The sequence below is a fragment of the Sphingomonas mali NBRC 15500 genome, assembly GCF_001598415.1.
GTDB lineage: Bacteria > Pseudomonadota > Alphaproteobacteria > Sphingomonadales > Sphingomonadaceae > Sphingomonas > Sphingomonas mali.
This window is the reverse complement of sequence record NZ_BCYX01000008.1, coordinates 13,634-33,665: the sequence shown is the minus strand read 5'-3', so window position 1 is coordinate 33,665 and position 20,032 is coordinate 13,634. Positions and strand designations below refer to the sequence as shown.

Below are 20,032 nucleotides of genomic sequence, written 5' to 3'. Positions count from 1 at the left end.
CAGTGCTTCCGCGAAAGCGGGAGCACCAGGATTTCATCAATCTACGTGAATGGCGCTCAGCCCACCCGGGAAGCGAGTTGGCGCAGCACGCCGAGCGTTTCCTCGAGCGATCCGGCAGCGGGGACTTCCGCTTCCGGCGCTTCGGGCTCCGGCGCTGGAGCTTCCATGCGCTTGGCGACACCGCGTTCCAGCCGGTCGAGCAGATCGTGGATCGTCGCCGACGGCAGCGGAGCCGAGGTTTCGGACGAGCGTACCATCGGCGTCAGTTCGAACGTCTCGATCCGCTCGTGCGACGCGAAGCGTGGCGCGGGATCGTCGGCGGGGGGAACGACAGCGGGTGATTCGGGGACGGCACGGATCGGACGCGGGTCGACAGCGACCACAGGTTCCGGGACTGGCAGCGGTGCGATGATCGGCGCCGGCGCGGCGACGGGCTCGTCGATCCGGCCAATCGGCAGCGGATCGGGAGCGGGCAGCGGCGGATCGAGTGGACCGCGATAGGTAGCGAGCGGCGTGTCGAGATCGACCGGGATCGGGCGCTCCTCGATCACCCGTGGCGCGTACGCCATAGCGTCCGCAGCCGACATGGGGGGCGGCGTATCGGCGGTCACTTCGAGGAATGGCGTGCCGAGGTCGCGATTGGCGAAGACCGGGCGGCGCGGCGGCGCGTCGGGATGCGCGTCGGCCCGGCGCAAGATGGGAACCCCGTCCTCGCGAGCATTACGGCCGACGGCAACCGCCCGCGTGCCGATCAGCAGGAACAGTCCGAACCAGCTGACACTGCCGACGCTGAGCGCGACCAGGAAGGCAATGGCGAAATGCGCGGTCATTCCGAGCGGCGGCTGCGCGGCGGTGACCAGCGACGCGATCCCACTATCGACCACCAGATCCTCGAGCACCGCGGTCGGCATCAGCAGGAACATCAGTCCGCCGAGCGCGGCGAGTACCATGGCAATCACCGGCGCCAGCGGCACGGCGAACCGCATCGCCCCGCCCTCGCCCAGGATCGCTGCGAAGGGCGAGGGGAAATTCAGGCGCTGGCGACCGCGGGTGGCGTCCATTTGAGGTCCGTTTTCCGAGCTTCGATAATTCTTTGGTAAACGGGGGCGTAACGCGAAATGTTTGACGACCAGTTACGATCGCGCTCGACAAATGCCCGCGCCCGGCTCCGGCGCGCGTCCCAGCCGCTGCGATCGGCGAACATCCCGGCCAGCGCATCGGCGATCGCCGCGGGGCTGTCGGGCGCGAACAACGTGCCGGTATCGCCGTCGCGAATCAGCTCGCGATGCCCCCCGACATCCGAGGCGGCGACCAGGCGGCGCTGCGCCATCGCCTCGAGCGGCTTGAGCGGCGTGACCAGGTCGGTCAGCCGCATCTTCTTGCGGGGATAAGCGAGCACATCCACCAAGCTATAATAGCGTTCCACATCGGTATGGGGAACGCGCCCGACGAAACGGATCGCGCCGGCAACCGACGACGCCGCGGCTTGCGCGCGCAACGCCTGCTCCATCGGCCCGCCACCGACCAGCAGCAGCTTCGCCGTCGGGCGATTTGCCACCAGCGCCGGCATCGCCGCGATCAGATCGTCGAGCCCTTCATAATCGTAGAAGCTGCCGATGAAGCCGACCACGTCATCGTCCGCGGCCAAGCCCAATTCCGCCGCCAGCGCCACGTCGCGCGGCAGCGGTTCGCCGAACAAGGTCAGGTCGACGCCATTGGGCGACACCATGATTTTCGCCGGATCGATGCCGCGATCGATCAAATCGCTCTTCAAACCATCGCAAATCACCGCGACCGCATCGGCCTGGCGCACTGCCCGCGTCTCGAGCCAGCGCGTCGCGCGGTAGCGTGGCGATCCCTCGCTGCCCGTCCCGTTGCCGACCGCCGCATCTTCCCAGAAGGCGCGGATTTCGTACATCACCGGCACGCCGAGCCGTTTGCCCGCGCGCAATGCGGCGACGGCGTCGAGCACCGGCGAATGGGCATGGATCACGTCGGGGCGAAATATCCGCGCGACCTCGGTCACGCGATCGGCGAGCGCGGCGATTTCGCGCCACTCGCGGAGCGGGCTGCGTGCCGGCGCGGGGATTTCGGTACGATAGAAATCGAGTCCGTCGACCATCTCCGCATTGACCTTGGTCTCGCCATGGCGAGGCCCGGTCACCGCCGCGACCTGCCAGCCGCGCGCGATCTGCGCCTTCAGGATGGCGCGGGTGCGAAAGGTATAGCCGCTCTGCAGCGGCAGACCGTGGTCGAGGACGTGAAGGATTTTCATCGTCATTTTCCATGCCACGCGACTGTTTAACGGCGCGTCAACCCGGTGGCGGTAGGACCAACCCACACCCGTTCGCCCCGAGCTTGTCGAAGGGCGCGCGCTTCGGATGGGCTGGAAGACGGTAGCATGATCGACAATTTCGCGATCGCGATCACGCATGGCCTGATGATGCTCGCCATCTTCCTCCTGCTGCGCCGCCGCGACCTCGACGACGAACGGCCCGAGCCGCCAAGCAAGATCAAGCGGCGATGATCCACGATCTCGCCTTTGTCGGATTCCTGGGGATGTTCTTCGCGCTGGCGTTTCGCCGGCCGTTTCTGTTCATCCTCAGCTATGTCTATATCGACATCGTCTCGCCGCAGCGGCTGACCTATCTGCTACTCAATTCGGTGCCGATCTCGCTGATCGCGGTGGCGCTGGCGGTCGGCTCCTGGGCGCTGATCGACGACAAGAAGGACAGCCGGGTCGCGCCGCGCCAGTTCGTTATCGTGCTACTCCTTGCCTGGTGCGCGATGACCACCATGCGGGCCGATTTCCCGGTCGAGGCATTGGATAAATGGGACTGGGTCTGGAAGTGCCTGGCGTTCGCCGCCTTCCTCCCGCTGACCCTGCGCACCCGCCTCAGGCTCGAGGCATTGCTGACCTTCATGATTCTATCGGCCGCGTCGATCATCATCGTCGGCGGGATCAAGACGCTGGCCGGCGGCGGCGGCTATGGTTCGCTCAACCTGATGGTCGAGAACAATTCGGGGCTTTACGAGGGATCGACCATCTCGACCGTGGCGATCGCGATCATCCCGGCCATCCTGTGGCTCGAGAAATACGGCACGATCTTTCCCAATGACTGGAAACGCAAGCTGTTCTGCTACGCGTTGGTGTTCGCTTGCCTGCTGATGCCGATCGGAACCTCGACCCGGACTGGACTGCTCTGCATCGGCCTGCTCGGCGTGCTGATGCTGCGCGATTCGAAGCGCAAATTCCTCTATCTCGGCGTGGTCGCGACACTGACGCTGGTCGCAGTGCCGTTCCTGCCCAAGTCGTTCACCGACCGCATGAGCACGATCAAGAGCTACCAGCAGGACGAGTCCGCCGCGACGCGCGTCGCGGTGTGGAAATGGACCTGGGACTACGTCAAGCAGCACCCGCTGGGCGGCGGTTTCGAAATGTATCGCCAGAATCAGATCCGCTACGACATCGTGAAATCGGACGGTACCGCCGGCAATGCCAAGCTCGACACCACGCTGACCGTCGATCGCGCCCGCGCCTATCACTCGGCCTATTTCGAGATGCTCGGCGAACAGGGCTGGCCGGGGCTGATTATGTGGCTGTTCATCAGCCTTGGCGGGCTGATCCGGATGGAAGTGATCCGCCAGCGCTACAAGAAAGCGGGCGAGGACTATGCCTGGGTCGCGCCGCTCGCTGGCGCCCTCCAGTCCGGCCAATTGCTCTACATGCTCGGCGCCTGCTTCGTCGCTATCGCGTTCCAGCCGTTCATCTTCATGCTGATCGGCGCGCAGATCGGGCTGGACACCTATCTCAAGCGCCGCCGCGCCGAAGAGAGCTTCCGGCCGATGAAGCGCGCAAGACCGGCGGCCGACGCGCCGCCCAACCCCGCGCTGGCATGACCCGGCCCGAGCTTCGTGCGCTGACCAGCGTGCGCGGCGTGGCCGCGTGGATGGTCGTGCTCTATCACATCCGGCTGACGATCGACGGCCTGCCGCCGTTCTGGCTGCACATCTTCGCCAAGGGGTATCTCGCGGTCGATTTCTTCTTCCTGCTGTCCGGATTCGTGATCTGGCTGAGCTGGGGCGACCGCCTCCGTACCGAAGGCTGGCGTGGCGTTCCGGCGTTTCTGCACAAGCGCGTCGCGCGAATCTGGCCGCTGCACCTCGTCGTGCTGGCGGGAGCAGTGCTGCTCGCGCTGGCGCTGACCGCCGCCGGGCGTCACGATCCGGTGGAATATCCGTTTCGCGAGCTGCCGCTGCACATCTTCCTGCTGCAGAATTGGGGATTCACCGACGCGCTGACCTGGAACGATCCGGCCTGGTCGATCAGCTGCGAGCTTGCCGCCTATCTGCTGTTTCCGCTGCTGGTCCGCGCGGTCGATTGGCGCGCGTTGCCGAGTTGGCTGGTTGCGCTGGCGGCGGCCGCCTTCCTGGTCATCCTGGCGGCGGCGACGGCGCATTTGCCGACGCTGGGCCATGATATCGTGCATTACGGCCTGGTTCGCTGCCTGACTGAGTTCGCAGCGGGCAGTGCGCTTTGTGCGCTCTGGCTGCGCTGGCGAGAGGCGCCCGCTTTGCCTGCTATCCTGGCGTTCGCGCTGGCCGGACTGATGCTCGCCGGCTGGGCCATCGGCCTGCCCGAACAGCTCGCCGTGCCTTTTGCCTTTGCCGCCTTGCTCCTCGCCCTGGCGCTCACGTCGGGGATGCGCGGCAATCCGCTCGATTGGGCGCCGCTCCATTATCTCGGGGAGATCAGCTACGCGACCTATCTGTCGCACTTCATGCTGTTCGTGGTGTTCAAACTGGCCTTCGTCAGCGATGCGCACGCCGTGCCCCTCGCGCTGATCGGACTCTACCTGGCGATGGTGCTGGCGAGCTCGGTGGCGCTGTACCATCTTGTCGAGCGGCCGGCGCAGAAATGCGTGAATGGGCTGCGGCTGTCGTCGCGCAAGCACGAACTGCTTCGTCACCCCGGACTTGTTCCGGGGTCCAACCCGCCACAACGGAATCCAGCCGTTGTCGCACGTTGGATGCCGGAACAGGTCCGGCATGACGATTACAGTTAAACTCCTCGCCTCACGCCTCCGCAAATTCCTCTGCCAACGCCTCAATAATCGCCTTGTTGAACGCCGGGATATCATCCGGCTTGCGGCTGGTGATCAGCTTGTCGTCGACCACCACTTCCTCGTCGACCACCTCGGCCCCGGCATTTTCCAGGTCGGTGCGGATCGACGGCCAGCTGGTCACCTTGCGGCCATCCACGACATCGGCTTCGACCAACAACCACGGACCGTGACAGATCGCCGCGACGATCTTGCCGTCGTCCATGAACTCCTCGACGATCTGCACCGCGCGGCCCTGCATCCGCAGCTTGTCGGGGTTGGCGACGCCGCCGGGGATGACCAGCGCGTCGAATTCCTCGGTATCCACATCACCCAGCGTGATGTCCGGCGTGATCGTGTCGGCCTTCTCGCCGCCTTTCTCGCCCTGGATAGGATCGGTGGAGATCGAGGCCAGAGTCACCTTCGCGCCGGCGTCGATCAATGCCTGGCGAGGTTTGAACAATTCATCATTCTCGAACCCGTCGGTCGCGATCATCAACACGCGCACATCGCTCAAATCGGCCATGGCAAATCTCCTTGAAAACCGCGCTTCAAACCGACCGCGTGGCCGGGACGTTCCGGAACGAAGCGATGACCCGCGCATTTCGGACGGCATGCGGAAGGAGGATTGATGCCCCGGATCGTCTATTGCGATGACAGCATGCCGGGGATCACCCGGCGCAAGGTACGGCACGGCTGGGGCTATTGGGATCCGCAAGGCAATCGCATCACCGACCGCGAGGAGATCGACCGGTTGAACCGTATCGGGCTGCCCCCGGCCTATCGCGATGCCTGGTTCTCGCCCAACCCCAACGGCCATATCCAGGCGATCGGATGGGACGAGCGTGGGCGCAAGCAGTATCGCTATCACCCGGATTTCCGGGCCGCGCAGGAGAGCGCCAAATATGATCGCTGCGCCGCATTCGGCCTGGCGCTGCCGAGATTGCGCGCACGGGTCGAGGCCGATCTCCAGACCCGCCGGCACAACAAGGAGCGCACCGTCGCGGCGATCGTGAAGCTGCTCGACATCGGTTATCTGCGGGTCGGCAACGAAGGATATGCCAAGGCCAATAAGAGCTTCGGCGCGACCACCCTGCGCGATCGCCATGCGGAGATCCGGGGCCAGAGGCTAAAGCTGTGCTACCGCGCCAAATCTGGAAAGATGCGCACCTTGGTGATCACCGACCGCAGCCTCGCGCGCTTCGTCAAGAAGTGCCAGGATTTGCCCGGGCAGCAGCTTTTTCAGTACATCAATGGCGATGGCCAGCCGCACGGCGTCAGTTCGACCGACGTCAACGATTATATCCGCGAGGCGACCGGCGACGATTTCACCGCCAAGCATTTCCGCACCTGGGGAGCGAGCGTCATCGCGTTCGAGACGCTGGCCAGCGCGGACCACGATATCGGATTGAAGACGATGCTCGAGCCGGTGACCGAAGCGCTCGGCAACACACCGGCGATCGCGCGCAAATCCTATGTCCATCCGGCACTGATCGAGCTTGCCAAAGGCGATCAGACAAGCTTTCGCGAACATCTCGATCTGCCGCGTGCAACCCGCTATCTCGATCGTTACGAACGCGGCCTGATCGCCTTTCTGGCCGGTGAAACGGTATCACGTCCCAAGGCAGCCTGAGAGAATCGATGAACAATACCGCCATGCCCAAGGCAGGGACGCTGACCGCTCACGACCTGCAGCATCAAGCGCAGGCGATATGGGACACCAGCTTCGCTTGGCTCTCGTCGCATTGGCTTCAGGTGATGATCGCGGTCGCCGTCGGAATCGTGATCTTCTTCGGCCTGCACTTCATCAAGTCGCTCGGCAATCACCTGTGCAATCGCGACAGCAGTGGCACCGGTTGGTACACCGTGTTCGGCCGCGCGATCGCCAGGACGGGCAATTTCTTCATCGTCATGACCTCGGCCGAACTGGTGGTGGGCATCGGCGATGCACCTTACCCGGTCGCGGCGATCATCCGCTTCCTGTTCACCGTCGCCGCAGTGTTCCAGGGTGCGATCTGGGCGCGCGAGATCATTCTCGGTGCGATCGAGCATCGCACCGCGGCCAGCGATTACCACGGCGAGACCCTGACGAACGCGATGGGTCTCATCCGCTTGTTCGTCACCTTCGCGCTGTTCGCGATCGCCCTGGTGATGGTGCTCGGCAATCTGGGCGTGAACGTCACCGGGCTGGTTGCCGGTCTGGGCGTCGGCGGCATCGCCATTGGCCTCGCGGCGCAGAGCATCTTCGCCGACTTGTTCGCGGCGATCGCAATCATCTTCGACCGCCCGTTCCGGCGCGGCGACGCGATCACCTACGACAAGTCGGCAGGCACGGTCGAATATATCGGCATGCGGTCGACCCGCATCCGCGGCACCAACGGCGAAGAACGCATCATCGGCAACAAGAAGTTGCTCGATTTCGAGATCATCAACAATTCGCGCCGCGAATATCGCCGCGTGATCTTCACGCTGGGTATCGCCCAGACCACGCCGATCGCGGCGCTCGAAGAACTCCCGCATATGCTCAAGCAGATCGTCGAGGATCACGGCCAGAAGTTCGTCCGCGCCGGCTTCACCACCTTCACCGCGCAAAGCTACGAATTCGACGTCGAATTCGATTCCCCCACCGCGGTGTTCCAAGACATGTACGATGCGCGCCATTCGATCGGGCTCACGATCATCAAGCGTTTCCAGGAGGAGGGCATTGCGCTCGTCTATCCCGCCCAGACCGGCATCCCGGCAGCGGAATCCGGCGTGACCTGGCCCAAGCGCAGGAAGGCGAAGAGCAGCGACGACACGATCGCACGCCCGCCCTCCTCCGGCGATCGCTCGGTCGCCGACCAGGGGGGCGGCGATTAGAGCCTGTTTCAGCAACGCTGAAACGGTCGCGGCACGGCGAACCTGAAAACGATTCTAGCCTACGCCGCGACGGAAGGCGGCCCCTTGGCGAGCATCGCCTGCCAAGCCGGAATGGTGAGACCGTCGAGATATTCGCGCTGCATTTCAGGTGTCAGCACCTCGACCATCGATCGACCTTCGATCCACATTTCCAGCACGCCGAATATCCCGCCGCGTTTGCGGTACTTGATCGGCCATCCTTCGCGCGCCGCGATCGCCGTTACGGCCTCGATATCGAGCGCGGTCGCCATCGCGAAATGGGTCGGGGTGAAACGGTCCTTGGCACCGATCCGGCCGACCGCGTCGGCGTCTCCGGGCGCTTCGTGCAATTCGGCCCCGCGCGGATAGACCTCCACCGTGGTGCCGCGATCGTCGCCTGCCATCGCAACCCAGCTGCCGGTCAGCACGGGCGGGAACGGAAAGGCGTGGCCGCCCCATAATTCGGCAATCACGTTGGCGACGTTACGCGGGTCGTCGGCATCGATCGATAGATGGAACAACATATGAGTCTCCCCGATTCGTGTATTGCCCGCTCACTACGCGTGACACAAAATGTGTCAACTGGAATTTGACACTTTTTGTGTCACGCCTATTGGAAAACCATGCCCGACTCAGCCAAGCCCCGCGAGCCCGTTTCCAGCAACAATCATACGCGCACCTTGATCGAAGACGCGATGATCGGATTGATGGCCGATGGCGACCGCCTCAACCACGACGCCGTCGCCGACCGCGCGGGCGTGTCGCGCCGCACCGTCTATCGCTATTTCCCCGATCAGGACGCCCTGCGCCACGCGGCCTGGGCGCGGATGAGTCCGGGCGGACGCATCCCCGACACGCTGGACGACCTGCTGGGCGGACTGGAGGAGCGGTTCGCGAAGTTCGACCGCAATGCCGCGGCGATGACGGTGGCGCTGGCCAGCGCGGACGGCCGCGCGATGCGCAACCAGATGAAGGCCGAGCGCGAGACCGCCTATCGCGGCATGTTCGGCAAGGCGGTGGACGGGCTGGCAGAGCCCGACCGCACCTGGGCACTCGCCGCCATCCAGTTGATGTCGAGCGGGTTCGTCTGGCGCGAGATGCGCGACCAATGGGACATGGACGCGCGCGGCATGGCGACGGCCGCCAATTGGGCGATCGACGTGCTGATGGCGGACCTGCGCCGGCGTGGCGGCAAGCCGCTCGCCACCGGAGCCGCCGACCGGGAGGACGCCGCCTGACGATCCTGCCGGCCGGGCCGAATTACCTCAAATGCCACCCTCATCGAGGCTGAGCAGCGTGGCGTTGCCGCCTGCCGAGGTCGTGTCGGTCGAGACTGCGCGTTCGGCGACAAAGCGGTAGAGGTAATGCGGGCCGCCGGCCTTGGGCCCGGTGCCGGAAAGGCCTTCGCCCCCGAATGGCTGCGAACCGACGATCGCGCCGATCATGCTGCGGTTGACGTAGAGATTGCCGACGCGCGCTTCGGCTTCCATCACGTCGCCCGCCCGCGCGATACGGCTGTGCAGGCCCATAGTGAGACCATAGCCCTTGGCGTTGACCCGACGGATCGTCTCGGCAAGCTTGCCCGCCTGCCAGGTAGCGACATGGAGGATCGGGCCGAACCATTCGGCCTGCAGATCCTCGATAGCGTCCAGCCGGATGAGCGTCGGCGGCACGAACAGACCACTGGCGGGCGCGTCGATCGTCTTGACGATGCGCGCCTTCATGCTCTCGCGATACGCCATCAATTTGTCATAGGCGGCCTGATCGATCACCGGGCCGATATCGGTCCTGGGATCGGCCGGATCGCCAAGCACGAGCAAGTCCATCGCGCCGTCGAGCATCTTGATGATGCTATCCGCCACGTCCTCCTGCACCAGCAGCAGCCGCAGCGCCGAGCAGCGCTGGCCCGCCGAGCGGAACGACGAGGTGACCACGTCCATCACCACTTGCTCGGGCAGTGCGGTCGAATCGACGATCATCGCGTTGATCCCGCCGGTTTCCGCAATCAGCGGCACGATCGGACGCGCATCGTCTTCGAGCAAAGTGCGGGCGATCTTCTTGGCGGTCGCGGTCGAGCCGGTGAACGCCACGCCCATGATGCGCGGGTCGGCGGTCAACGCCGCGCCGACCTCGGGGCCGCCGGGCGCCAGGATCAATACGTCCTCAGGCACGCCCGCCTGATGCGCGAGCCGGACCGCGGCGGCGGCGATCTTCGGCGTTTGCGGCGCGGGCTTGGCGACCACGGCATTGCCGGCGACCAGCGCCGCCGCTGTCTGGCCGAGGAAGATCGCCAACGGAAAGTTCCACGGCGCGATCGTCGCCCACACGCCGCGCCCGTCGAGGTGAAGCGTGTTGCGCTCGCCGGTCGGTCCCGGCAGTTCGATCGACTTGAGGCCCGACCGCGCCTGCTGGGCATAATAGCGACAGAAATCGGCAGCCTCACGCACTTCGCCGATCGCGTCGGGGATCGTCTTGAACGCTTCCTGCACGCAGATCGCCATCAGCTCGTCGCGATTGGTTTCGAGCAGATCGGCGAGACGTTCGAGAATCGCCGCGCGGTCGTCGACCGGCGTCGCCGACCAGCCGGGGAAGGCGGCATGGGCGCGGGCGATTGCCGCGGCGACATCGACCTTTTCGGCCGTCACTGGCGGCATCGTGGCGACGCGTGCCGCCGTTTTCGCCAGCACGTCGCGATCGCTGAGGTCGATTCCGCTCGAATTCTTGCGATCGCCGAACAGGTCGATCGGCAGCGGAATGCTCGGATGCCTGGCCCCACCAACGGCGGCGATCTTCTCGACCGGATCGGCGAGGATCTCCGCCTCGGTCAGCCGCTCGTCGGCGAGTTGATGAACAAAGCTCGAATTGGCCCCGTTCTCGAGCAGACGGCGGACGAGATAGGCGAGTAGATCGCGATGCCCGCCGACCGGCGCATAGATACGGCAATGATAGCCTTGTTCGCGGACCAGCCGCTCGTACAGCCCCTCGCCCATGCCGTGGAGCCGCTGGAACTCGAAGTCGCGGTTGTCGCCGGCCCATTCGAGCAAGGTCGCCACCGTCAGCGCATTGTGGCTGGCGAATGCCGGGCGGATATTCTTCGCGTCGAGCATGTCGCGCGCCACCGCAAGGTACGAGACGTCGGTCGAGGCCTTGCGGGTGAAGAGCGGATAGTCCGACAGCCCCTCGACCTGGGTGCGCTTGATCTCGCTATCCCAATATGCGCCCTTGACCAGCCGCACGTTCATCAGGCGATCGAGGTTGTTAGCCCAGTCGACCACCAGGCGGGCGCGCTTGCCATAGGATTGCACCGCCATCCCGAACCCGTCCCAGCCCTTCAAGCTGGGCAGAGCGGCGACCGCGCCGATGATGTCGAGGCTCATCTCCAGCCGCTCGCTTTCCTCGGCATCGACGGTCAGGGCGATGCCTTTGCTCGCCGCCTGGACGGCGAGCGCTTCGAGCATCGCGGTCAGCTCGGGGACGCAGCGATCATATTGCGTGACTTCGTAGCGCGGGTGGAGTGCCGACAGCTTGACCGAGATCGAATGACCGGCGGCGGGATCGCGTCCAACCGCGTCGATCGCATCGGTATAGGCGTTGAAATAGCGGGCGGCGTCCTCGACCGTCCGCGCCGCTTCGCCCAGCATGTCGAAGCTCGCGGTGAAGCCGCGGTTCTCGGGCTTCTTCATGCGGTCCATGGCTTCGGCAATGGTGCGACCCATCACGAAAATCTCGCCCATCATCCGCATTGCCGCGCCGACCGCCTGACGCACGAACGGTTCGCCTGCCCGGCTGATCAGGCGGCGCAAGGGACCGCCCTCGCCTTCGCCGACCAGGGCGCGGCCGACCACCAGCCCCCAGGTCGCGATGTTGACCAGGGACGAATTGGATTCGCCCGTATGCGCGCGCCAGTCGGCGTCGCCGAGCTTGTCCGCGATCAGCAAATCCGCGGTCTCGGGATCGGGCACACGCAGGAATGCCTCGGCCAGCGAGAGCAACGCGACGCCTTCCGACGAGTTCAGCCGATATTCCTGCAGAAACTGATTCACCCACCCCTTTGTCTGCGCCGCGCGCAAATCCGCGAGCAGCCCGCTGGCATGGCCCAGCACCCGTCCACGCGAGTCGGGAGTCAGCGCGGCGCGCGCCAAAAGCGGTTTTAGAACTTCGGGTTCGGCCGCGCGATAAAGCTTTGCCATGGAAGCGCGGGCGGAGGACGTAGCGTCAGCGGTCATTTTCCAGTTTCCGGTCGGGTCGGACTTGCTTCGCGGGCCGAGGCAAGCCTAGAGGATGCGCGATGGCCTTAGCGCCAAAACACGCTCAAAGGGAATGTTCTGGCGATGAGCAATGATACAATTTCTATCAACGAGCTGGCAACGCAGATCGGTAGGGAGCGCGTCTCTGACTGGGTCGAGGTCAGCCAGGAAATGATCGACAAGTTCGCCGACGCGACGGGCGACCACCAGTTCATCCACGTCAACCCGCAGATGGCGGCGATGACCCCGTTCGGCGGCACCATCGCGCACGGCTTCCTGACGCTGTCGCTGATGCCGCTATTGTCGTCCAAGGTCCCCGACCAGCCCAAGATCGAGGGCGTGAAGATGGGCGTCAATTATGGCGGCAACAAAGTCCGCTTCATCACCCCGGTCCGCTCGGGCAAGCGCGTGCGCGGCCGCTTCAAGCTGATGGAGCTGATCGAGAAGCGCCCGGGCCAGTGGCAGCAGACCAACGAATTCACCGTCGAGATCGAAGGCGAGGACAAGCCCGCCTTGATCGCCGAGTGGATCAGCCAGATTTTCGTTTAGCTTTCTCCCCTCCCTTCCAGGGAGGGGTCGGGGGTGGGTCGCGAGCACAGCGAGCGTCCTAAGCAAGCCCCAAGCGTAGTCGCCGGCGCTGACGCGCCGGCACCCACCCCCAGCCCCTCCCTTTCAGGGAGGGGAGATTAAGAGGCCAACCATGCGTTCCGCCGTCATCGTCTCCACCGCCCGCACCCCGATCGGCCGCGCCTATCGCGGCGGGTTCAACAATCTGCCCTCGCCGACGCTCGCCAGCCACTCGATCAGGGCCGCGGTCGAACGCGCCAAGATCGATCCCACCGAAGTGCAGGACGTCGTGTTCGGCGCCGCGCTGCAGCAGGGTGTGCAGGCCGGCAACATCGCCCGCCTCGCGCTGCTTCGCGCCGGCCTGCCCGTCACCGTCGCCGGTATGTCGGTCGACCGCCAGTGCGCCTCGGGCCTGATGGCGATCGCCACCGCCGCCAAGGAAATCGTCCTCGACAATATGGACATCGCCATCGGCGGCGGCGTCGAGTCGATCTCGATGGTGCAGACTCCGCAGATGCGTGTCGGCCGGGACGACGAGCTGATCGCGATGCACAAGGACGTCTACATGCCGATGCTGCAGACTGCCGAGGTCGTGGCGAAGCGCTACAATATCAGCCGCGACGCAATGGACGAATATTCGCTCCAGTCGCAGCAGCGCACCGCCGCTGCGCAGCAAGCCGGCTATTTCGACGCCGAGATCGTGCCAGTCACCGCGACGATGGCGATGACCAACAAGGAAACCAAGGAAGTCACCCTCCACGAGGTGACCGTCACCAAGGACGAAGGCAATCGTCCCGAGACGTCGATCGAGGGTCTGCGCGGTCTGCAGCCGGTGCTCGGCCCCGATTTCACCATCACCGCGGGCAATGCCTCGCAGCTGTCGGACGGATCCTCGGCCAGCGTGCTGATGGAAGAGAAACTGGCCGAGAAGCGCGGCCTGACCCCGCTCGGCCGCTATGTCGGCATGGCGGTCGCCGGCACCGAGCCCGACGAGATGGGCATCGGCCCGGTGTTCGCGATCCCCAAACTGCTTGAGCGCAACGGCCTCAAGATGGACGATATCGGCCTGTGGGAGCTCAACGAAGCGTTCGCGGTGCAGGTCCTCTATTGCCGCGACAAGCTGGGCATTCCCAACGAGCTGCTCAACGTCAACGGCGGCTCGATCTCGATCGGCCATCCCTATGGCATGACCGGCGCGCGCTGCACCGGCCACGCGCTGATCGAAGGCAAGCGCCGTGGCGCCAAGTATGTCGTCGTGACGATGTGCATCGGCGGCGGACAGGGCGCGGCGGGGCTGTTCGAAGTCCTCTGAGCTCACCGCTCGATACAAAAAAGGGGCCGGTGGAGCGATCCGCCGGCTCTTTTCGCACCCGATTCTGGGAACTTGGGGCAGGTCCCCAGTTGCTTGACCGGAGATCACGGCAAGCGCACCCTTTCGACCATGCGAAGCGACTATCCCGCGAACAAGATCGGCTTGCGGCTGACATTCCGACCGCTGATGCATGCCTTCATGTTTCGTGGCCGGTCGACTAGACACGAGGTGATCGCCTTCTGGTTGCTGAGTACGCTGGCCCAGGCTGGCACGCTCATCTATGACCCGCCGCCGCCTCCGCCCTTATTCTATGCGCTTGGCGTCGCTTGGGACGTGGTCTGGGCCTGGCCTTGGATTCCGTTGCTCGTCCGGCGGCTGCACGATCAGGGACGTAGCGGATGGTGGGCGTTGGTCCCCCTGTCGATCGTGCCGCTCTCGGTAATAGAGTGGTTTACTGCGCCGGCTGGCCATGCCGCTTCGATGGCATTTCATTTCGGCCCGTTGGAGCTCCACAAAGGTGTGGCCGCGACGCCATGGACCATTTCGCTCATCGTGATCCTTATCGCGCTGATGGTCGTGAATGTGCTGCTATTTCTCTGGCAGCCGACACGGGGCGCCAACCGGTTCGGTCCTGATCCAAGGCTGGCCGACATGACCGACAGGACGGAGGCTATCCTGGCCGAAGCCTGACACCGGAAGCGGAGCTGGCTCGGTCGGCGCGGAAACTCTCGGCGCGCGGCTCGTTATGCGTCGAGACCTACAGGAGAGATACGATGGCCGACGCCGCCGAGATCAAGCAGCATTTCTGGAAGAAACTGTCCGACAGCCCGTTCGTGATGATCGGCCTGGACGGTGACGGGCGGCACAGCGAACCGCTGACCGCGCAGCTGGACGAGGATCAGGTCGACACGATCTTCTTCTTCATTGGGAAGGACAACCGCCTGGCCCGGGGCGGCGCGGCGATGGCGCAGTTCGTGTCCAAGGGGCACGATTTCTTCGCTTGCCTGGCAGGCAATGTCCGGATCGACAACGATTTCGGGATGATCGACAAATTGTGGAACAACCAGGTCGAGGCCTGGTTTCCGGGCGGCAAGGACGACCCCAATCTCGCGCTGTTGCGCTTCGACGTCGACGATGCCGAGACGTGGGAAACCGACATGTCGATCGCCGGCAAGGTCAAGATGCTGTTCGGCGGCAAGATCAAGGCCGGCGATGAAGGCAGCCACGCGAAGGTGAGTACGACGGCCTGACCGATCCTCTCCCCTCCCGCTGGCGCGTTCCGGGTCGGTTGCGCCCCCGGCGCAACCTGAACGGTCCGGGGGACCGTTCACCCAGAACGGGGTCGGGGGAGGGCCTGTTGTGCCTCACCCCGAACACTAGCGCGGAGGCCACCTGCCCTCCCCTAGCCCCTCCCGCCAGCGGGAGGGGAATCCGGGCCTCATCCGCCGTGCGCGGTGATCCACTCTTCCAGCACCGGCGCGATCTGGGTGCGCCATTTGCTGCCGTTGAAGATGCCGTAATGGCCGGCGTCGGCGACGAGGTGTTTCTTCTCCGACGCGGGCAGATTGGTCGCGATGGTCAGCGCCGCCTTGGTCTGGCCGAGCCCTGAAATGTCGTCGCGCTTGCCCTCGATCGCCAGCAAGGCGATGTCGGTGATCGCGCCCGGATCGACCTTGCGGCCGCGATGCGTCATCTCGCCCTTGGGCAAAGCATGCTGCTGGAACACGACCTCGATCGTCTGGAGGTAGAATTCGGCGGTCATGTCGCAGACCGAGCGATATTCCTCGTAGAAATCCTTGGTCGCGTCAGCGCCTTCGTCGTCGCCCTGGACGAGATGCTTGAACATCTCCCAATGCGAAATCATGTGGTTGCCGAGATTCATCGTCATGAAGCCGGCGAGCTGGAGGAAGCCCGGATAGACGCGGCGACCGGCGCCCGGATAATTGATCGGAATGGTCGCGATGACATTCTGTTCGAACCAAGCGAACGGACGCTCGGTCGCCAGCGTGTTGACTGCGGTCGGCGCCTCGCGCGTGTCGATCGGGCCGCCCATCATTGTCAGCGTCTTCGGCCGACAGGGATTCTTGTCCGCGCTCATCACGCAGGCCGCGGCATAGCACGGCACCGACGGCTGGCAGACCGCGAGCATGTGCGCGCCCTCGCCAATCGTCTCGAGGAATTCGATGATGTAGTCGACATAATCGTCGAGGTCGAAACGCCCTTCGCTGAGCGGCACCTGCCGGGCGTCGCGCCAGTCGGTGATGTAGACATCGGCGAACGGCAACATGCGCTCGACCGTCCCGCGCAACAGCGTCGCGTAATGGCCCGACATCGGCGCCACGATGAGCAGTTTGGGTCCGCCCGCGACGCCCTTGCGCACGAAGCGCTTGAGCTGGCCGAAGGGTTTGCGGAGGACGATTTCCTCGACGACATCGACTTCCTTGCCGTCGACCATCGTCCGGTCGAGCCCGAATTCGGGCTTGCCGCGCGGCGCCGAGGCGTGCGCGAATACTTCGAGCGCGGAGCCGAGCACCGGCCCGCCGCCGAAATAGGCAAAGGGATTGGCGGGATTGCTGAGCAGCTCGGCACTGAAATTGGCCCAGGCGCTGGCACCCGCCAGCATCGACCGCTGCATCTCGTAAGCGTTGTAGAGCATCTGCCCCCGATACATGAGAAACCGTTTCCCCGGTATGAACCCTTAGGCCCGTGTTGCACCGCACACAACGCAATAAGCGATGGATCGTTGCGGGTCCGGGTATGTCCCTTCCGATCGGCCGCTTGAGCGCTGTCGCACTGCGGCATTACAGCCCCATTGCCGCTGACGCTCGTTCGCCCTAGGTGCCGGCCATGGCCGATCCCGCCCCCGCCGCTCCCAGCCCCGGTCGCAGGCTGAGCAGCCTCAAAATGGTCTGGCATTATGCCAGCCGCTACAAGCTCCAGGCGCTGCTTGCGCTGCTTGCCCTGGGCTTGTCCTCGGCCGCGACCCTCTATTTCCCGATCGCGCTGCGATCGGTGATCGACGGCGGGTTCGTTCGCGGCCGCGACATGACGCACGTCAATCGCGTCTTTTACCAGCTGTTCGCGGTAGCCGGCGTGCTCGGCGTGGCGACCGCCGTGCGGTTCTATTTCGTCTCCTGGCTGGGCGAGCGGACCGTGGCCGACGTGCGGATCGCCGTGCAACGCAACCTGCTTCGCCTGGCACCGCGTTATTTCGAGGAAAACAGGCCATCGGAGATCGCGTCGCGACTCACCTCGGACACCGCGCAGATCGAAATGGTGGTCGGAACGACGGCATCGGTCATCCTGCGCAACGCCATTACCGGGTTCGGCGGGATCGCCCTGATGCTGGTCTGGGCGCCCAAATTGGCGGGGATGATTCTGCTGGGCATTCCGGTCGTGCTCGGGCCGATCATGCTGATCGGACGGCGGCTGCGCGGCTATTCGCGGACTAGTCAGGATCGTGTCGCCGATATCGGGGCGATGGCGGTCGAAGTCCTGTCGGCGATGAAAGTGGTGCAAGCCTTCGGCCAGGAGCGGCGCGAAGGGTCGCGCTTCGCCGCCACCGTCGAACGCAGCTTCGCGACCGCCAAGCGGCGGATCCTGCTGCGCGCGCTGTTGACCGCGATGTTCATTACCCTGGTATTCGGTGCGGTGACGCTGATGCTGTGGAGCACCGCGTCGGATGTCGCGGCCGGCCGATTGTCGCCGGGATCGCTCGGCGGGTTCGTGCTCGCTTCCATCCTGACCACCGGCGCCTTTGCCGCGCTGAGCGATGTCTATAGCGACTTGCTCCGCGCCGCGGGCGCCGCCGAACGCCTAGCCGAATTGCTCGCCGAACAGCCCGAAATCGCACCGCCCGCGCACCCTGCGGCTTTGCCCGAGCCGGCGCGCGGCGCGATCACCTTCGATCATGTCGTGTTCCGCTATCCGACGCGGCCCGATGTTTCGGCACTGGCCGATTTCTCGCTCGACGTGACGCCCGGGGAAACCGTCGCGGTGGTCGGACCGTCGGGCGCCGGCAAGACGACTCTCTTCCAGCTCATCCAGCGCTTCTACGATCCGCAATCGGGTGAGGTGCGGATCGATGGCGTTCCCCTGCCCCTGGCCGATCCCGCCGATATCCGCGGTCGCATCGCGATGGTGCCGCAGGAAACGGTGATCTTCGGCGCCTCGGCGCGCGACAATATGCGCTATGGCGAGTGGGACGCGAGCGACGACGCGATCTGGGCGGCGGCGGAGGCGGCCAATGCCGCCGATTTCCTGCGCAAGCTGCCTGAGGGGCTCGATACCTTCCTGGGCGAAGGCGGCGCGCGGCTGTCGGGCGGCCAGCGCCAGCGCGTTGCGATTGCTCGCGCGTTGCTGCGCGACGCGCCGATCCTGCTGCTCGATGAGGCGACTAGCGCGCTCGACGCCGAAAGCGAACAATTGGTGCAGCAGGCGCTCGACCGGCTGATGGACGGGCGCACCACGCTCGTCATCGCCCATCGCCTCGCGACCGTTCGCGCGGCGGACCGGATCATCGTGATGGACGACGGCCGAATCGTCGAGGAAGGCACCCACGCCACGCTCAACGCCAAGGGCGGCCTGTATGCCAGGTTGGCCGCGCTTCAGTTCAGCGAGGCGGCGTGAAGCAAGCTGGGGGCTTGCTTCACCCCCCGCTGGGAGGGCATGTTTCCTCCACGAAATGATCCCGCTCACGCGACCGGCCCTCCCCCGGCCCCTCCCGCGAGCAGGAGGGGAGAAACAGGATGGCCCGTGAGTTCGATATCATCGTCTATGGCGCCACCGGGTTCACCGGGCGGCTGGTTGCCGAATATCTCTCCGAAACCTATCCCAGCGGCGTCAAATGGGCGATGGCCGGGCGCTCGCTGAGCAAGCTCCAGGAAGTGCGCGACCAGATCGGCGCGCCCGCCGACATCACCCTGATCGCGGCGAATTCGGACGATCCCGCCAGCCTGAAGGCAATGTGCGAGCGCGCCACCGCGGTCATCACCACGGTCGGCCCCTACCAGCTCTATGGCAGCGATCTGGTCGCCGCCTGTGCCGAGACCGGTACCGCTTATCTCGATCTGTGCGGCGAACCCGCCTGGATGCGCCACATGATCGACGCGCATCACGAAACCGCCAAGCGCAGCGGCGCCCGGATCGTCTTTTCGTGCGGGTTCGACTCGATTCCCTTCGACCTCGGCGTACTGACCTTGCAGCAATGCGCGATCGCCAAGCATGGCGGCCCGGCGCCGCGCGTGAAATGCCGCGTGCGGGTGATGAAGGGCGGGTTTTCGGGCGGCACCGCGGCCAGCCTGAAGGCGACGCTGGCCGCCGCCGCCAGGGACCCGCGGATCGTCGCCTTGCTGACCAACCCGTTCGCATTGACTCCCGGCTTTTCGGGGCCGCACCAGCCGACCGGGCTGCTGCCGGAATATGACAAATCGGTCGGCGCCTGGGTCGCGCCGTTCATCATGGCGCCGATCAACACCAAGAACGTCCACCGCACCAACTTCCTGCTCGGCGAGAAATATGGCGCCAATTTCGTCTATGACGAGATGATGGTCGCCGGCCTCGGCGATCTCGGCAAGGCCGCCGCCGAGGCGATCGCCAAGGTCAATCCGCTCGCCGGCGACAAGGGGCCCAAGCCGGGCGAAGGGCCTTCCAAGGAAGAGCGCGACAGCGGCCATTACGACATCCTGTTCATCGGCGAATTCCCCGACGACAGCCGGGTCGAATGCGTCGTCACCGGCGACAAGGATCCGGGTTACGGGTCGACCAGCAAGATGATCGCCGAAGCGGCGCTCTGCCTGGTGCAGGATGTGCAGGGCGACGGTGGAATCTGGACCCCCGGCGCGCTGATGGGCGATGCGCTACGCGAGCGGCTCATCGCGAAGGCGGGGCTGACGTTCCGCTGCGGCTGAGATCCCTTTCGCGCTCCC

General features: G+C 65.1%; 18 protein-coding genes. 12 read left to right on the top strand and 6 right to left on the bottom strand.

What is annotated here, in order from left to right:
• Window positions 1-56: 56 nt before the first annotated feature.
• Together SMA01S_RS08425 and SMA01S_RS08420 are read right to left on the bottom strand one after the other, a co-directional pair.
• Window positions 57-1,061 carry a hypothetical protein gene (locus SMA01S_RS08425; protein ID WP_066820314.1) on the bottom strand — a complete coding sequence of 335 codons (1,005 nt, stop codon included), beginning with the start codon at window positions 1,059-1,061 and terminating at the stop codon, window positions 57-59.
• Window positions 1,031-2,275: a TIGR04063 family PEP-CTERM/XrtA system glycosyltransferase gene (locus SMA01S_RS08420; protein ID WP_066820467.1), complete on the bottom strand. Its 1,245-nt coding sequence runs from the start codon at window positions 2,273-2,275 to the stop codon at window positions 1,031-1,033. Before SMA01S_RS08420 ends, SMA01S_RS08425 begins: the two co-directional genes overlap by 31 nt.
• 126 nt (window positions 2,276-2,401) lie before the next feature.
• Between SMA01S_RS08420 and SMA01S_RS25260 the strand changes: the two genes are divergently transcribed.
• From SMA01S_RS25260 to SMA01S_RS08410, 3 genes are read left to right on the top strand one after another with little or no spacing between them, the layout of a single operon-like run.
• The gene (locus SMA01S_RS25260; RefSeq protein ID WP_281178807.1) at window positions 2,402-2,527 is read left to right on the top strand and encodes a hypothetical protein; all 126 of its coding nucleotides are present in this window, start codon (window positions 2,402-2,404) and stop codon (window positions 2,525-2,527) included.
• Entirely contained in the window at window positions 2,527-3,900 is a 1,374-nt protein-coding gene (locus tag SMA01S_RS08415; RefSeq protein WP_066820465.1) for a putative O-glycosylation ligase, exosortase A system-associated, read from the top strand. Before SMA01S_RS25260 ends, SMA01S_RS08415 begins: the two co-directional genes overlap by 1 nt.
• A complete protein-coding gene (locus SMA01S_RS08410) occupies window positions 3,897-5,066 on the top strand; it encodes an acyltransferase family protein (protein ID WP_084250189.1) in 1,170 nt (389 codons plus the stop codon). The genes SMA01S_RS08415 and SMA01S_RS08410 overlap by 4 nt, the downstream gene beginning before the upstream one ends.
• Before the next feature lie 10 nt (window positions 5,067-5,076).
• Here the strand turns inward: SMA01S_RS08410 and SMA01S_RS08405 are convergent, their stop codons facing one another.
• Complete coding sequence (locus SMA01S_RS08405) at window positions 5,077-5,628, bottom strand: type 1 glutamine amidotransferase domain-containing protein (protein WP_066820312.1); 552 nt, start codon at window positions 5,626-5,628, stop codon at window positions 5,077-5,079.
• Between the two features lie 105 nt (window positions 5,629-5,733).
• Between SMA01S_RS08405 and SMA01S_RS08400 the strand changes: the two genes are divergently transcribed.
• Both SMA01S_RS08400 and SMA01S_RS08395 read left to right on the top strand, forming a co-directional pair.
• Window positions 5,734-6,735 (top strand): DNA topoisomerase IB, encoded by a 1,002-nt coding sequence (locus SMA01S_RS08400; protein ID WP_066820310.1) that lies wholly within the window; start codon window positions 5,734-5,736, stop codon window positions 6,733-6,735.
• Between the two features lie 8 nt (window positions 6,736-6,743).
• Window positions 6,744-7,961, top strand: a complete 1,218-nt coding sequence (locus tag SMA01S_RS08395; RefSeq protein ID WP_157093870.1) for a mechanosensitive ion channel family protein — start codon at window positions 6,744-6,746, stop codon at window positions 7,959-7,961.
• Between the two features lie 59 nt (window positions 7,962-8,020).
• Here SMA01S_RS08395 and SMA01S_RS08390 read toward each other — a convergent pair whose 3' ends face one another.
• A complete protein-coding gene (locus SMA01S_RS08390; protein WP_066820308.1) occupies window positions 8,021-8,503 on the bottom strand; it encodes a hypothetical protein in 483 nt (160 codons plus the stop codon).
• A 99-nt stretch (window positions 8,504-8,602) separates the two neighbouring features.
• Here SMA01S_RS08390 and SMA01S_RS08385 point away from each other — a divergent pair, with 99 nt between their 5' ends.
• Window positions 8,603-9,217, top strand: coding sequence for a TetR/AcrR family transcriptional regulator (locus SMA01S_RS08385; protein WP_066820306.1), 615 nt, complete (start codon window positions 8,603-8,605; stop codon window positions 9,215-9,217).
• 27 nt (window positions 9,218-9,244) lie between these two features.
• Here the strand turns inward: SMA01S_RS08385 and SMA01S_RS08380 are convergent, their stop codons facing one another.
• Window positions 9,245-12,169, bottom strand: coding sequence for an L-glutamate gamma-semialdehyde dehydrogenase (locus SMA01S_RS08380; protein ID WP_066820304.1), 2,925 nt, complete (start codon window positions 12,167-12,169; stop codon window positions 9,245-9,247).
• A gap of 141 nt (window positions 12,170-12,310) precedes the next feature.
• On the opposite strand from SMA01S_RS08380, the gene SMA01S_RS08375 reads away from it, so the two are divergent.
• The 4 genes from SMA01S_RS08375 to SMA01S_RS08360 all read left to right on the top strand — a co-directional run bounded on the left by SMA01S_RS08375 (window position 12,311) and on the right by SMA01S_RS08360 (window position 15,355).
• A complete protein-coding gene (locus tag SMA01S_RS08375) occupies window positions 12,311-12,775 on the top strand; it encodes a MaoC family dehydratase (protein WP_066820298.1) in 465 nt (154 codons plus the stop codon).
• Between the two features lie 151 nt (window positions 12,776-12,926).
• A complete protein-coding gene (locus SMA01S_RS08370) occupies window positions 12,927-14,105 on the top strand; it encodes an acetyl-CoA C-acyltransferase (protein WP_066820296.1) in 1,179 nt (392 codons plus the stop codon).
• A 129-nt stretch (window positions 14,106-14,234) separates the two neighbouring features.
• A complete protein-coding gene (locus SMA01S_RS08365) occupies window positions 14,235-14,795 on the top strand; it encodes a DUF805 domain-containing protein (RefSeq protein ID WP_066820294.1) in 561 nt (186 codons plus the stop codon).
• A gap of 83 nt (window positions 14,796-14,878) precedes the next feature.
• Entirely contained in the window at window positions 14,879-15,355 is a 477-nt protein-coding gene (locus SMA01S_RS08360; protein WP_066820292.1) for a pyridoxamine 5'-phosphate oxidase family protein, read from the top strand.
• A 188-nt stretch (window positions 15,356-15,543) separates the two neighbouring features.
• Here the strand turns inward: SMA01S_RS08360 and SMA01S_RS08355 are convergent, their stop codons facing one another.
• Window positions 15,544-16,761 (bottom strand): polyhydroxyalkanoate depolymerase, encoded by a 1,218-nt coding sequence (locus tag SMA01S_RS08355; RefSeq protein WP_066820463.1) that lies wholly within the window; start codon window positions 16,759-16,761, stop codon window positions 15,544-15,546.
• 191 nt (window positions 16,762-16,952) lie between these two features.
• Between SMA01S_RS08355 and SMA01S_RS08350 the strand changes: the two genes are divergently transcribed.
• A complete protein-coding gene (locus SMA01S_RS08350; protein WP_066820291.1) occupies window positions 16,953-18,734 on the top strand; it encodes an ABC transporter transmembrane domain-containing protein in 1,782 nt (593 codons plus the stop codon).
• Between the two features lie 119 nt (window positions 18,735-18,853).
• Window positions 18,854-20,014: a saccharopine dehydrogenase family protein gene (locus SMA01S_RS08345; protein ID WP_066820290.1), complete on the top strand. Its 1,161-nt coding sequence runs from the start codon at window positions 18,854-18,856 to the stop codon at window positions 20,012-20,014.
• Window positions 20,015-20,032: the final 18 nt, after the last annotated feature.

Excerpts from the sequence above, each read along its gene's own strand:
- SMA01S_RS08375 (WP_066820298.1), top strand. The coding sequence starts at position 12,311 with ATGAGCAATGATACAATTTCTATCAACGAGCTGGCAACGCAGATCGGT.
- SMA01S_RS08370 (WP_066820296.1), top strand. The coding sequence starts at position 12,927 with ATGCGTTCCGCCGTCATCGTCTCCACCGCCCGCACCCCGATCGGCCGC.
- SMA01S_RS08345 (WP_066820290.1), top strand. The coding sequence starts at position 18,854 with ATGGCCCGTGAGTTCGATATCATCGTCTATGGCGCCACCGGGTTCACC.
- SMA01S_RS08395 (WP_157093870.1), top strand. The coding sequence starts at position 6,744 with ATGAACAATACCGCCATGCCCAAGGCAGGGACGCTGACCGCTCACGAC.
- SMA01S_RS08405 (WP_066820312.1), bottom strand. The coding sequence starts at position 5,628 with ATGGCCGATTTGAGCGATGTGCGCGTGTTGATGATCGCGACCGACGGG.
- SMA01S_RS08350 (WP_066820291.1), top strand. The coding sequence starts at position 16,953 with ATGGCCGATCCCGCCCCCGCCGCTCCCAGCCCCGGTCGCAGGCTGAGC.
- SMA01S_RS08355 (WP_066820463.1), bottom strand. The coding sequence starts at position 16,761 with ATGCTCTACAACGCTTACGAGATGCAGCGGTCGATGCTGGCGGGTGCC.
- SMA01S_RS08360 (WP_066820292.1), top strand. The coding sequence starts at position 14,879 with ATGGCCGACGCCGCCGAGATCAAGCAGCATTTCTGGAAGAAACTGTCC.
- SMA01S_RS08380 (WP_066820304.1), bottom strand. The coding sequence starts at position 12,169 with ATGGCAAAGCTTTATCGCGCGGCCGAACCCGAAGTTCTAAAACCGCTT.
- SMA01S_RS08365 (WP_066820294.1), top strand. The coding sequence starts at position 14,235 with ATGCGAAGCGACTATCCCGCGAACAAGATCGGCTTGCGGCTGACATTC.
- SMA01S_RS25260 (WP_281178807.1), top strand. The coding sequence starts at position 2,402 with ATGATCGACAATTTCGCGATCGCGATCACGCATGGCCTGATGATGCTC.
- SMA01S_RS08390 (WP_066820308.1), bottom strand. The coding sequence starts at position 8,503 with ATGTTGTTCCATCTATCGATCGATGCCGACGACCCGCGTAACGTCGCC.
- SMA01S_RS08385 (WP_066820306.1), top strand. The coding sequence starts at position 8,603 with ATGCCCGACTCAGCCAAGCCCCGCGAGCCCGTTTCCAGCAACAATCAT.
- SMA01S_RS08410 (WP_084250189.1), top strand. The coding sequence starts at position 3,897 with ATGACCCGGCCCGAGCTTCGTGCGCTGACCAGCGTGCGCGGCGTGGCC.
- SMA01S_RS08420 (WP_066820467.1), bottom strand. The coding sequence starts at position 2,275 with ATGAAAATCCTTCACGTCCTCGACCACGGTCTGCCGCTGCAGAGCGGC.
- SMA01S_RS08425 (WP_066820314.1), bottom strand. The coding sequence starts at position 1,061 with ATGGACGCCACCCGCGGTCGCCAGCGCCTGAATTTCCCCTCGCCCTTC.
- SMA01S_RS08400 (WP_066820310.1), top strand. The coding sequence starts at position 5,734 with ATGCCCCGGATCGTCTATTGCGATGACAGCATGCCGGGGATCACCCGG.